Below are 12687 nucleotides of genomic sequence, written 5' to 3'. Positions count from 1 at the left end.
GTACCGGCCCCCATGACCGGAATCCCGCGCCCTGGCGAGGGGCGGTCAGTCCACTTCGTAGTCGAGGGAGTAGGAGTGCCCGCCGTCCTCGTCGACGATGATCCGCCCCTCGCCCCTGATCCCCGTGAGGGCCCCGGTGCCACTGGCCTCGACGATCTTCCAGGTCAGCCACGGCGTGCCGTTCTCACCGCCGGCGTTGTGCTGGAGGACGAACCCGCCCGCCCGGCCGTCCAGCGTGCCCTCGAACCGCTCGATCCCGACGTACGCGGCCGGACCGGCCCCGGTGTGGACGGTGATCAGTTCGGTGGTGCTGGTGCCGGTGAGACCGCCGCCGAACGTCTTGTCCACGTGGACCCGCGTGAACGTCACCCCGTCCCGCTCGTCGTACGGCTTCTCGGCGTCCCACGCGTCGACGACGAACGTGCCCTCTGCTCGTTTGCTCATGACGGCGAGCATGCCGGAGGAGACTGCCATCTCCTGTCAGGTAGCCGGAGGGCGCCCGGTCACTCGGGGGACACCGAGAAAACGGTCGATGATTACCCGCTCTCACGCGCGCGCCGTGGGATTTCCCGGGATACGCTGACTAGCATTCTCTGTCATGGCCTTTAAACGATGGCGGTTTCTCCTCGTGGTAACGGCCGCCGGATTCTCGGGAACCGGGCTGATTCCCGCCGCGAACGCCGAAATTCGCGCCATGTCGGCGAATTCCCCGAAGCCGGAGCCTCGTGGCGAAAAGCCGTTCCTGCCGCCGGGGTCGGCGACGTCCCCGGCCGCGCCGACCCTCGGCGTGATCGGCGACTCGGTCGCGCGTGGTTACGCGTACTATCTCGCGCGCGAACTCGGCCCGAGGGGAGTCCGGGTGGTGGACGCGGCGATCTACGGTTGTCCCGCGACCGCCGTCCCCTTCATCGTCCCGGTCCGCGGGAGGGAGGAGGTGTCCCGCTGTCCGGACGCCGAACGCGCCAGGCAGACCGCGCTGGTGAGGGATTTCCACCCCCGCGTCGTCCTGTGGCATTCGATTCTGGAACGCTTCGACCTCATCCGGGGCAATGTACGGACGACCGCGGGCACCCCGGATTGGGAGCGGCAGATCATGGCGGGATGGGACGACATCCTGACCCGGGTCACGCGGGAGGGCGCTCGGGTCCTGCTCGTTCTGCCGCTGTGGTACGAGCACCAACCCCCGGAGCCTCCCGCTCGGGGTGCCGGCGTCGAGAGGCTCCGGAACATGTATCAGCGGTGGGCGGCCGGTCACCGCGACCAAGTCACCGTCGTCGACGTCGCTCCGCTCGTCTGCCCCTCGGGGCCTCCGTGCGGATTGGTGGGCGGAATCGACTTCAGGCCGGATCAGGTGCACTTCGACGACCCCGGAGGCACGCGCGTCGCGGCGTATCTCCGCACCCACGTCCCGGCGCTCGCGGCCCTGGTCCGCGCGGGGCGGCGGCCCGCAGGAGCCTGAAGGGCCGGGGCCCGGCGAGCGTCCTGGGGTTCTGCCGGCCTCAGTGCCCGGGGCCGTGCACGATGACGCCGGACTGCTCCTCGACGTGTGGCCGAGGCTGAGCGAGGACCGCACCGCCCAGAGCGGCGAGAGCGCCGGCGAGCAGGACCGCGGCCAGTACGCCGGGCCGCCGGACGTGCCGCGCCGGCCGCTCGATCAGCGCGTAGGACAGGGTCGCCAGCACGAATGTCGCTCCGATCTCGGCGAGTACCTGAAGCGGCCGGCCCAGCGCGGCCCACCGGTGGACCGCGAAGATGTGCACGGGCCAGTGCCACAGGTACAGCGAGTAGCTGATCCGCCCGGTCCACAGCACCGGTCGGCGCTCCAGGAGCCGGACCGCGGCCGTCCCGGGTACGGCGGTGACGTAGCCGATGATCAGCGCGGCCGACACTCCGGCGACGGCGAGGCCGCCGGGATAGAGCCAGGGCGCGGGGACGGAGGCCGTCGCCCAGAGCAGTACGAGGGCCGCGACGGCGAAGGCGAAGACCCACCGTGCGAGCGGGATCAGGCGGGCCGGCAACGGCCGGTCCCACGTCCCGCCCGGCCCCGCGGTGCTGCGGGTGAGCGCCAGGGCGCACAGCACGCCCAGGAGCAGTGCCCCGGCCCGCGTATCGGTACCCAGGTAGGCGCGGTTGGCGCCGTTCGGAGAGAACAGCGAGGCTCCGGCCCCGTACGAGGCGAGCGCTCCCGCTCCTGCCACGGCGGCGACGACGCGGCGGGAGCGGGTGGCCGTCAGGGCGGCGATCAGAAGGAGCGGCCAGACGAGGTAGAACTGCTCCTCCACGGCGAGTGACCACAGGTGGGTGAGGGGCGTGGCATCGACCGCGGCGCCCCAATAGCCAACGTCCGCGACGATCGCGTACCAATTGGACAGGTACGCCAGCGCCGCGAGGGTCTGCGCGTTGGTCGTGCCGCGCAGGTCGGGCGGTGCGCCGCAGCGCAGCCACACCTGCACGACGATCAGCAGTGCCAGGACGGCCGGAAGGAGCCGGCGAGCCCGGCGCCCCCAGAACCGGGCGCGGTTCATCGTCCCCGTCCGGTGCCACTCGATCAGGAGCAGCCGCGTGATGACGTAGCCGGAGATGACGAAGAAGAAGTCGACGCCGAGGAACCCACCGCGTACGCCGAGCCCGAAATGAAACGCCATCACGCCGCATACGGCGAAGGCGCGCAGACCGTCGACCGCGCCGATCCGCCCGGCCCCGGTGGCGTCGGACGCCGCCCGGCCGGCGCGCCGCGGGACGGCCGGCGACCGGCGCGAAGCGGGTTCGTTCAGCATGGGCGCCTGCCGGCCGTTGCCGGGACGGATCGACACGCCGGTCAGCGCACGTAGAGATCGAGTACGGGGGTGCCCGACTCGGTGTAGGTGTTCTCGCACCGGTACTCACGGGCACGATGCTGGGCCACGAGGCTCTGCCCGACGCTCCGGCAGGCGGTCACCGACCGGTACTCGGCGACGTAACGCCAGTCGGCGGCCGCATGGGCAGCGGCGGCCGGGGCCAGGATCGCCGTGAGCGCGGCCGCGCCCGCGAGCGTCACAATCGGTTTACGGAAACTCATCTCGATCTCCTCCGATCACAATGGTCGGACGGGAAGGTGGCGCGTTCTGTACGTCACTTCCGTCCAGTGTTCTTACCGGCGTAAATCACGTTCAGGATCCACGCGCCGATGCGATCGTGTGCGGGCCCCGACAGATGACCGGTCTCGTCATAAACCTGAATCCCGCCGACTTCCGGTGGGCAGATCTTGCCGGCGGTGCACAGCTGGCCATGGACGTCCAGCAGTGCCGTGCGCGGGTTCCGCCGGACGGCGGCACGGAGCGCGGTGTTCATCGCATCCGAATCCGTTCGTGCAGGCCCGGTGTTGTCGATTACGGTCGGGATGTACACCGTGGCGCCGGTAGCGGAAAGAATGGCGATGGCCCGGTCGATCTGTGCGTCGAACCGATGGCGGAAGGCCGGGTGCGAGATGGAACTCACCGTGCTCTGACCCGGGAGTTGCTGGGAGTCCTGGCCGTCCCAGTAGCCGACCTCGAGCAGCGCCGCCGTCGGCCGGTACCTCGTCACCAGGTCACGCCACCGGTCAGGCCAGGTATTGCAGTTCGCCGGCGCCGCGACCATCGTGCCCTTGCGCCGAATCCGGACGGGCTGCATCAGACCGCATCCCGGCTGCCCCGCGTTGATCACCACGTTGTGCCGAGCCCGGTCGGCGTTCGCGATCCCGACCCCGAGGTTGCGAGCCCAAGAGTCGCCGACGACCAGGAGCGTCATTCCCCGGACGGCCGGCGACGGTGACGGGTCGCCCAATGGCACCTGCCACCTGGCAGCGCCGGTCGGCGCCGCCGGATGAACGTCCTTCTGCGCGCACCCGAACAGCACCGACAGGACCGATACCGTTCCCACGCTCATCAATCTCTGAATCGCGGAGTATTTCCTTGCCACCGCACCCCCCGGTCGGGTCCGCCGCCACCCACGTCAACCTACCCGCCGATACAGCGGTGGTCGGCAAAATAATGGCAACAACGCCTTAGGGTGAGCGCCGATTGCGCGCCATTGAGGGGCGAGCTCTGGCTGATCCCGGCATCCGGTGAGTCGTCCGGTATTGTGACGCCATGTGAAGCCCGAATCTACCTGACTCTAAAGAAGGCACTGTCGAGCGATGAGCACGGCGAAATAGAATCTCTCGTCATGCGACTTGATCGATGGCGGATGGCATCGGTGCTGATGACCGTGGGCTTGGCGGGGTCCGGAATGACCTACGGCGGGAGAACCGACCCGACTCCTCCGCATAGGGTGCACCATCCAAAACCGGCCTCGAACCGCGATTCAGTACCGTTTCTCCCTCAGGGATCGGCGACCTCGCCGACCGCACCGACCCTTGGCGTCATCGGCGACTCCGTGGCCCGCGACTACGCGTACTACCTCGCTCGCGAACTCGGACCGGCCGGTGTACGCGTGGTGGACGCGGCCACCTCAGGTTGTGCCGCGGGCGCGGTCCTGGGTGTCATGACGTCGCGCGGCGGGGAGGTGAGACTCACGTGGTGCCCGGATCTGACCCGTCGTAAGCAGGCCACGATGGTGAACGACTTCCACCCCAGGATCGTGGTGTGGCACTCGATTCAAGATCGGTTCGACATCGTTCAGGGAGAGAGGCGATTCAGGGCGGGAACGGCCGGGTGGGAACGCCAGATCATGGCCGCATGGGATGAGACCCTGGCCCGAGTCACCAGCGGTGGCGCGCAGGTCCTCCTGCTCCTGCCCCTGTGGTGGCAGGACCTCCCGGCAGGGCCGCAGTCGAAGACGGACCTTCCCCTCGGACCGCTGCGCGACCTCTACCGGCGATGGGCGGCCGGGCATCCCGGCCGGGTCACCGTCGTCGACATCGCTCCGCTGGTCTGCCCGTCGGGGCCGCCCTGCCGGACGGCCGGCGGGTTCGACTTCAGACCGGACGGAGCACACTACGAGGACCCGGGCGGCACGCGTGTCGCCGCCTACCTTCGGGCGCACGTCCCCGCACTGACGCACCTCGTTCCCCGGCCGGCGGGTCAGAAGAGCGTGCCGTCCCGCTCGATGCCGCGCAGCGCGTCGTAGTCCAGGGTGACGCAGTCGATGCCGCGGTCCGCGGCGAGCACCCGCGCCTGCGGCTTGATCTCCTGCGCGGCGAAGATCCCGCGGACCGGCGCCAGCAGCGGATCGCGGTTCAGCAGCTCCAGGTAGCGGGTGAGCTGCTCGACGCCGTCGATCTCACCGCGCCGCTTGATCTCGACGGCCACCGTCCCGCTCTTGTCGTCCCGGCACAGGATGTCGACCGGCCCGATCGCCGTGGGGTACTCCCGGCGGATCAGCTTCCACCCCTCGCCCAGCGTGGTGATGTGCTCGGCGAGCAACTCCTGAAGGTGAGCCTCCACGCCGTCCTTCCGCAGGCCCGGGTCGATGCCCAGCTCGTGGCTGGAGTCGTGCAGGATCTCCTCGATCGTGAGGATCAGCTGCTCACCGGACTTGCCGTGCGTGACCGTCCACCGGCCCTCTTCCTCCTTGAGGGTGCACGGCGGATTCATCCAGTTCAGCGGCTTGTACGCGCGGTCGTCCGCGTGGATGGAGACGCTGCCGTCGGCCTTCATCAAGATGAGCCGCGGAGCCATGGGCAGGTGGGCGGTGAGCTTGCCGGCATAGTCGACACTGCAGCGGGCGATGACGAGGCGCACGGTCGCCCACCTTAGCCGCAGCACGCACCTGATCGCGCGCGATCGCCCGGCTCGGCCGGGCCCATCGGGTGACGACCAGAGCCGGTGACCGGCGGCGGCTTCATGCGCGCGGAGCTGCGACCGTACCGGCTCGGCCTTCTGCGCGGCAGGGACGGATAGCCCGGCGCCGAGCGGGGCTGGTCTTGGGAGCGGGCGCGGGCTTTGGAAGACTGCGGGCATGGCTGCTTCGCTGAACAAGGTCGGGGTCGTGGGGCTCGGGACGATGGGGGCCGGGATCGCCGAGGTGCTGGCCCGGAGCGGACTGTCCGTCGTCGGGGTCGAGGTGGGCGACGAGGCGCTGCGGCGTGGCCGCGGGCACCTGGAGAGGTCCACCGGCCGGGCGGTCAAGCGCGGCAGACTGTCCGTCGACGAGCAGCAGGCGATCCTCGGCCGGATCGAGTTGTCCACGTCGTTCGGCGCGCTCGGCGACTGTGACCTGGTCGTCGAGGCCGTGCCGGAGCAGCTTCCGCTCAAGCGCCGCGTGTTCGAGCAACTGGACGAGGTCTGCCGGGCCGACGCCGTGCTCGCCACCAACACCTCCTCCCTGTCGGTCACCGAGATCGCCGTCAGTACGAACCGGCCGGAGCAGGTCGTCGGGGTGCACTTCTTCAATCCCGCGCCGGTGATGAGGCTGGTCGAGATCATTCACACCGTGCTGACCCGGCCGGAGGCCCTGGCGGTCGTGCAGGAACTGGTCGAGCGGCTCGGCAAGGTCGGCGTGACGGTCGGCGACCGGGCCGGGTTCATCGCGAACCGGCTGCTCTTCGGCTACCTCAACCAGGCGGCGGCGATGTACGACTCCGGGCACGCGAGCCGTGAGGACATCGACGCCGCGATGAAGGCGACCGGCCTGCCGATGGGGCCGCTGACGCTGATGGACCTCATCGGTCTCGACGTCTCGCTGGAGGTCTGCGAGGCGATCTACCGGGAGACACGGGACCGGCGGCACGCGCCCGCGCCGATCCTGCGGCAGATGGTCACCGCCGGCCTGCTGGGCCGCAAGACCGGCCGCGGCTTCTACGCGTACGACGAGCCGCCGGCGGCTCCCGCGCCGGCCGCGGCCGCCGAGGCCGCCGTGGCCGCGGCGGCGGCAGAGGTGGCGGCCGAAATGGCGGCCGAGGTCGCCGGGGCGCTGCCGCGGGTCGGGGTCGTCGGGTCGGGGCCGCTGGCCGTCGCGCTGATCAGCGGATGCCTGCGGGCCGGTGCCGACGTCCGGTTCGTCGCGGGGGACGAGGAGAAGGCGGCCGCTGTCCGTACGGCCCTGAAACGGCCCGTGGAGGGCGGTACGGACCTGGCGCTGCTCGCCGGCTGCGACCTCATCATCGAGGCGGTGGCCGAGGACACGTCGGTGAAACGGTCGCTGTTCGCCGCCGTCGACGACGTCGCCAAGCCGGGGGCCGTCCTCGCCACGACCTCGACCACGGTGCCCGTGATCGAGGTGGCGGCCGCGACCGACCGGCCGCAGGACGTCGTCGGGCTGCACCTGCCCGACCCGGCGGGCGAGCTCGTCGAGATCGCCACGACGGTGGTGACCGCGCCGGAGATCGCGAGCCGGGCCGCCGAGTACCTCGCGGTGCTCGGCAGGCGGCCGGTGCGCTGCCGCGACCGCGCCGGCTTCATCGTCGACGCGCTGCGCGTCCCGTACCTCAACGACGCCGTCCGGATGCTGGAGGCCGGGTACGCCGACGCGGACTCCATCGACGCGGCGATGCGCCACGGCTGCGGGTACCCGATCGGGCCGATCGCCGACCTGGACCGTCTCGGCCTCGGCCACGCGGTGGAGGTGCTGCACGCCCTCTACACCGAGGCCCGGGAGCCGGCGTACGCGCCCGCGCCGCTGCTGGAGGAGCTGTGCACCGCGGGCCGGACGTTCCGCTGAGGGCCGGTTCGCCGTGCCCTTTCCGGGTCCCTTTACCCTGAACCGCATGAGTCCGCGCAGAAACCGCCGTGGCCGCGACACCGTACGGGAGACGGGGCCGGGCGCGTTCGGCGGGCCGCAGCGGACCGAGGAGGGGCCCGACGGCGACTGGATCGTACGGCCGGTGGCGGGCGGGACCAAGGCGTACCGCTGCCCCGGCTGCGACCAGGAGATCATGCCGGGCGTCGGGCACCTCGTGGCCTGGCCCGCCGAGGGCGGGGGGCTCGACGACCGGCGGCACTGGCACCGGCCGTGCTGGAATCACCGGCTGAACCGGCTGCCGAACATCCAGCGGTCCCGCCGGGGCCCGCGTTACTGAAGGGACCGAAATGGGGGAGATCCGGGCGAGCACGGTGCTGCCCGCGCGCCGTACGGACATCGAGCTGCGGACCGCCGACGGGCTCACCCTCGTCGGCGAACTCGCCGTGCCCGAGGACCGGCCGCCCGTCGCGACCCTCATCTGCCTGCATCCGCTGCCGACGCACGGCGGCATGATGGACAGCCACGTGCTGCGCAAGGCGTCGTACCGCCTGCCGGCCCTCGCCGGCCTCGCCGTGCTGCGGTTCAACACCCGCGGGACGACCAGTGAGCGGGGCACGAGCGAAGGGGAGTTCGGCGACGGCGACTCCGAGCGGTACGACGTGGCGGCGGCGCTGGAGTGGGCCGAGTACCACGACCTGCCGCGCGCGTGGCTCCTCGGCTGGTCGTTCGGCACGGAACTGGCCCTCAAGTGGGGCCGCGACCCGCTCGTGGAGGGCGCGATCCTGCTGTCCCCGCCGCTGCACCGGGCGACTGATGCCGACCTCGACGCGTGGGCGGAGTTCGGCCGGCCGCTCGTCGCACTCGTCCCGGAACGCGACGACTACCTGCAGCCGGCCGAGGCCCGCGAACGCTTCAAGCGGGTGCCGCAGGCGGAGGTCGTCGGCGTCGACGACGCCAAGCACCTGTGGGTGGGCGAGCCGTACGTCAGGATCGTGCTGAACGAGATCGTCCGCCGGGTCGCGCCGGAGGCGTACCCGCTGCCCACCGACGTGGAGTAGAAGGTTCCTTCGCAGTGGTGGAAGGATTCGGGACGGTCGTTCACATTTCCTAAACCTCTGCGGCCGAACGCGGCCACCCTATCGGCGGATCCTTCAGCAGCGGTGAGGATGAGCGGGTCCGGGCGTTCGCCGGGCTCAGCCGGATTCTTACCTGATGAGGTGATAGCCGTGCAGCTGTACAGCCGTGACGTCGGGGACGGGACACCGCTGGTGCTGCTGCACGCGTTCCCGCTGTCGTCGGCCATGTGGCTGGCGCAGCGTGAGTCGCTGTCCGCGCGGTTCCGGGTGCTCACCCCCGACCTGCGTGGCTTCGGGGGGTCTCCGCTCGGCACCGCCGAACCATCGGTCGACGTGATGGCGGACGACGTCGCGGCGTTGCTCGACGCGAAGGGCATCGACCGGGCCGTCGTGGGCGGCCTGTCGATGGGCGGCTACGTCACGCTGGCGTTCTGCCGACGGCACGCCGACCGGGTCCTCGGCCTGGTGCTCGCCGACACGAAGGCCACGGCCGACACCGAGGCGGCGGCGGCCGACCGGCTGCGCACCGCCGAGCGGCTGGAGGCGGACAAGACCGTCGACGTCCTCCTCGAGGATTTATTGCCCCGGCTGGTCGGGCCCACGACGATGCGGCAGCGGGCGCTGATCTACGGGCGGGTACGCGGCCTGGTGCAGTCGGCGCCTCCGGCGGCCGCCGCGTGGGCGCAGCGGGCGATGGCCGCCCGTCCGGACGCGCTGGAACTCCTCGGCGAACTGCCCTTCCCGGCGCTGGTCGTCCACGGGGAGGAGGACGAGATCACGACGGAGGAGGACGCCCGGGCGATGGCCGACGCGCTGCCGAACGCCGAGCTCACCCTGGTTCCCCGTTCCGGTCACCTCACCGCGGTGGAACAGCCCCAGTTGTTCAACGAGGCGGTCGCGGAGTTCGCGGCGGCGCTCGGCCGCACGACCCGCTGACCGCCGGCCGGCCCCCCTCACCGCCCGGCCGGCCCGCTCACCGCCCGGCCGTCACCGGCCCGGTCAGAGGCTCTCCTGGCGGGGCATGACGACCTCGCGGAGGATCAGCGCCACGGCGGCCGCGGTGGGAATGGCCAGGAGCGCGCCGATCACGCCGAGGAGCGTGCCGCCGAGCAGGGCGGCGATGACCGTGACGGCCGGCTGGACGTCGACGGACTTCTTCATCACACGTGGTTGGACGAGGTAGTTCTCGACCTGCTGGTAGATGAGGAAGAAGATCGCGGTGGCGATGCCGGTCCAGAAGCCGTTGAAGAACGCGATCGCCGTGACGAGGACGGCCCCGATCGTCGCTCCGATCAGCGGGATCAGGTCGGTGATGGCGACGAGCATGGCCAGCGCGATGGCGTACGGGACGTTGACGATCAGCAGGTAGATGTAGGACACGATCCCGGCGATGACCGAGATCAGGACGTTCCCGGCGACGTACCCGCCGATGCGGGAGAGGATCTCGTCGCCCAGCAGCGCGACACGGGCGCGCCGGGACCGGGGCGCCAGGCGGTACATGAAGCCCGTGATGTTCGGCAGCGACCCGAGGAAGTAGAGGGTGAGGATCAGCACGGTGAACGTGCTGAACACGCCGCTGATCACGACCTGGCCGACGCCGAGGATCCCGTTGGCGGCCTGCTTGCCCAGGTCCTTGCTCTGCAGCGCCGACTGGGCGCGGTCGAGCAGGTGGTAGCGATGGTCCCAGTCCTGCAGCCTCGGGTTGTGCTGCATCTGCTCGAGGTAGCCGTGGCCGCTGGTCAGGTTGTTGATGAAGGCGGTGACCTGCTCGGTCATCGGAGGCACGATGGCGAACCCGAAACCGACGAAGAACCCGACCAGGCACAGGAAGACGATCAGCACGCCCCAGCGGCGGGATACCCCGACCCGGGTCAGCGCCTCGACCGCCGGGTTCAGGCCGACGGCGAGGAAGAGCGCGACGGTGATCAGGATGATCACCTGCCGGGCGTCGGTGACCGCCTTGACCAGCATGTACGCGGCGAGTACGCCGAGGGCGCCGTAGAAGCCGAAGATGAACGGGTGGCTGCGGGTCAGCGGGCGGCCAGGGCGGCCGAACGGGAACAGCGCGTCGACGCCGGCCTCACGCTCCCGGGCCTCGATGTCGGTGACCGGATCGACGGTGGCGACCTCGACCGACGGCCGGTGGGCCTCGGTGAGGGCTCCGCCCTGGTCTTCCGGCCGGTCGGTGTCGTCCGTGAGACTCCCGGCTTCGCCCGCCGGCTGGTGAGTGCTCTCGGTGAGGGCTCCGGCCTGGTCTTCCGGCCGGCGGGTGCCGTCCGTGAGGGTCCCGGCTTCGCCCGCCGGCTGGCGGGGACCGTCCGCGAGGGCTTCGGTCTCCTCGCGCTGTTCGCCGTCGTGGGGGATTTCGGCCGGCACGCACGTCTCCTCGTATAGATGCTGGAAAGAGCCTAGAGGATCACGTCCCCTAGGCTCTTCGCCATCTCGTGCATCGGTTCGTGGTGGTGGCGGACACCACCACGAACCCGATCATCGTCCGCGCTCAGTCGAGCCGATCGGCGTGGCCGCCGCTCAGTGCCGTCGAACGGCGGACGGTGTCACTCCTGCCACCAGTCGTCGTCCTCGTCGTTCTTCTTGGCCTCCGCCGGAGCCGGCCTCGACGCGGCGGGCGCCGGCTTCGGCGCGGGCTTGGGCTCGGCCGGGGCGATCGCGGGCTTCTCCGGCGGCGCGGAGATGGCCTCCTCGGTCGGGCCGCCCATCGGCGCGGACACGCCGCCGATGAGCTGACGCAGCTGGTTGAGGTGGCTGGTGATGCTGTCGCGCTGGCGGGTGAGCTCGTCGACCTGGCGCTGCGCCGTGGTGCGCATCCGCTCGGCCTCGCTCTTGGTCTCGCTGAGCAGCTGCTCGGCCTGGGCCTTCGCCTCGGCGATGATCTGCTCGGAGTTCTTGCGGGCGTTCGCGACGAGCTGCTTGGCGTGGCTGTCGGCCTCGCGGCGCGTCTGCTCGGCCTGCTGAGTCGCCTTCGTGGCGCGCTGCTCCGCCGACGCGGCGCGCTGCTCGGCCTCGGCGACGAGCTTCTGCGTGGCGCTCTGCGCCGCCGCGTGCCGCTCGGCGTCCTGCCGCTCGGCCTCTTCGCGCCGGGCGGCCAGCTGGATCTCGAACTCGGCCTCGGCCTGGGCCCGCTGGGCCTCGCTCTCCTCGAGGATGCGGTTCGCCTGGGCCCGCATCTCGTCGGCCTGCCGCTTGGCGGTGGTGAGGATCTCGTCGCGCTCGCGCTTGGTGGACGCCCGCAGCTGCGCGACCTCGCGCTCGGTGGTGGTCCGGAGCTTGGCGATCTCCCGCTCGGCGCTGGCGCGCTTCTCGGCGACCTCGTGGTCGGCGGTGGCGCGCAGCTTGGCGACCTCGCGCTCGGTGGTGGAGGTCAGCTCGTCGGCGTGGCGGCGGGCCGCCGTGCGCACCTCCTCGGCCTCACGCTCGGCCGCGTTGCGCATGTCGTCGCCCTCGCGCTTGGCGGTGGCGCGGACGTCGGCCGCCTCGTTCTCCGCGGCGGCGCGCAGCTCGGCGGCGTCGACCTTGGCGGCGGCCTTGATCTCGTTGGCCTCCGTGCGGGCGGCCTGGACGAGCTCGGTCGCCTGCTCCTCGGCGAGGCGCAGCAGTTGCTCGATGCGCGCGCCGAGACCGGAATAGGTGGGGCGCTCCTGCTCCTGAAGCTGACGATGTGCGTCGGAGAGCTCCCGTTGCAGTGCCTGGGTCTGCTCGCGGCTCTGGCGGACCTCGGCGTCGAGCTGCTTGATGTGCTCTTCGACCTGGTGCCGGTCGTAGCCGCGCAGCACCACGTCGAACTCGCGTGGGGGCGTGCTGTCTTCGAAGAAGTTGCTGAGCTGGGCGTCGATGTCGGACTGCATGAGGCTCAATCCTGCTGTGACGAGACGGCTACAAGTGGTGGAGGTACCAGACGATGGCCGCGCGAGTACTGCGTGTTACGGGGTACGGCACGGGCGCTACCACTTTC

13 protein-coding genes are annotated in these 12687 nt (G+C 71.0%); 6 read left to right on the top strand and 7 right to left on the bottom strand.

The window, feature by feature from the left end; translation table 11 throughout:
* Positions 1–45: 45 nt before the first annotated feature.
* Positions 46–444 carry a DUF3224 domain-containing protein gene (locus NE235_RS28355; protein WP_252808327.1) on the bottom strand — a complete coding sequence of 133 codons (399 nt, stop codon included), beginning with the start codon at positions 442–444 and terminating at the stop codon, positions 46–48.
* Positions 445–694: 250 nt separating this feature from the next.
* Here NE235_RS28355 and NE235_RS28350 point away from each other — a divergent pair, with 250 nt between their 5' ends.
* The gene (locus tag NE235_RS28350) at positions 695–1459 is read left to right on the top strand and encodes an SGNH/GDSL hydrolase family protein (protein ID WP_252808326.1); all 765 of its coding nucleotides are present in this window, start codon (positions 695–697) and stop codon (positions 1457–1459) included.
* Between the two features lie 40 nt (positions 1460–1499).
* On the opposite strand, the gene NE235_RS28345 is transcribed toward NE235_RS28350, so the two are convergent.
* The 3 genes from NE235_RS28345 to NE235_RS28335 are packed head-to-tail and all read right to left on the bottom strand — an operon-like array spanning position 1500 to position 3900.
* Entirely contained in the window at positions 1500–2813 is a 1314-nt protein-coding gene (locus NE235_RS28345; protein ID WP_252808325.1) for an acyltransferase family protein, read from the bottom strand.
* Between the two features lie 5 nt (positions 2814–2818).
* Entirely contained in the window at positions 2819–3058 is a 240-nt protein-coding gene (locus NE235_RS28340) for a hypothetical protein (protein ID WP_252808324.1), read from the bottom strand.
* A 53-nt stretch (positions 3059–3111) separates the two neighbouring features.
* Positions 3112–3900: a DUF459 domain-containing protein gene (locus NE235_RS28335; protein ID WP_252808323.1), complete on the bottom strand. Its 789-nt coding sequence runs from the start codon at positions 3898–3900 to the stop codon at positions 3112–3114.
* 285 nt (positions 3901–4185) lie between these two features.
* On the opposite strand from NE235_RS28335, the gene NE235_RS28330 reads away from it, so the two are divergent.
* Positions 4186–5088 carry an SGNH hydrolase domain-containing protein gene (locus tag NE235_RS28330; protein WP_308206168.1) on the top strand — a complete coding sequence of 301 codons (903 nt, stop codon included), beginning with the start codon at positions 4186–4188 and terminating at the stop codon, positions 5086–5088.
* On the opposite strand, the gene nucS is transcribed toward NE235_RS28330, so the two are convergent.
* Positions 5043–5702: an endonuclease NucS gene (gene nucS, locus NE235_RS28325; protein WP_252808321.1), complete on the bottom strand. Its 660-nt coding sequence runs from the start codon at positions 5700–5702 to the stop codon at positions 5043–5045. The genes NE235_RS28330 and nucS overlap by 46 nt on opposite strands.
* Positions 5703–5919: 217 nt before the next feature.
* On the opposite strand from nucS, the gene NE235_RS28320 reads away from it, so the two are divergent.
* The 4 genes from NE235_RS28320 (at position 5920) to NE235_RS28305 (ending at position 9653) form a co-directional block, all read left to right on the top strand.
* Positions 5920–7620: a 3-hydroxybutyryl-CoA dehydrogenase gene (locus NE235_RS28320; RefSeq protein ID WP_252808320.1), complete on the top strand. Its 1701-nt coding sequence runs from the start codon at positions 5920–5922 to the stop codon at positions 7618–7620.
* Positions 7621–7666: 46 nt separating this feature from the next.
* Positions 7667–7978, top strand: coding sequence for an ATP/GTP-binding protein (locus NE235_RS28315; RefSeq protein ID WP_252808319.1), 312 nt, complete (start codon positions 7667–7669; stop codon positions 7976–7978).
* A gap of 10 nt (positions 7979–7988) precedes the next feature.
* A complete protein-coding gene (locus NE235_RS28310) occupies positions 7989–8699 on the top strand; it encodes an alpha/beta hydrolase (RefSeq protein WP_252808318.1) in 711 nt (236 codons plus the stop codon).
* A 168-nt stretch (positions 8700–8867) separates the two neighbouring features.
* The gene (locus tag NE235_RS28305; RefSeq protein ID WP_252808317.1) at positions 8868–9653 is read left to right on the top strand and encodes an alpha/beta fold hydrolase; all 786 of its coding nucleotides are present in this window, start codon (positions 8868–8870) and stop codon (positions 9651–9653) included.
* Between the two features lie 63 nt (positions 9654–9716).
* Here NE235_RS28305 and NE235_RS28300 read toward each other — a convergent pair whose 3' ends face one another.
* Positions 9717–11093, bottom strand: coding sequence for an AI-2E family transporter (locus tag NE235_RS28300; RefSeq protein ID WP_252808316.1), 1377 nt, complete (start codon positions 11091–11093; stop codon positions 9717–9719).
* Between the two features lie 179 nt (positions 11094–11272).
* Positions 11273–12580 (bottom strand): DivIVA domain-containing protein, encoded by a 1308-nt coding sequence (locus NE235_RS28295; protein ID WP_252808315.1) that lies wholly within the window; start codon positions 12578–12580, stop codon positions 11273–11275.
* Positions 12581–12687: the final 107 nt, after the last annotated feature.

The organism is Actinoallomurus spadix, assembly GCF_024055725.1.
Classification (GTDB): Bacteria; Actinomycetota; Actinomycetes; order Streptosporangiales; family Streptosporangiaceae; genus Actinoallomurus; species Actinoallomurus spadix.
This window is presented reverse-complemented; position numbering and strand designations above follow the sequence as displayed.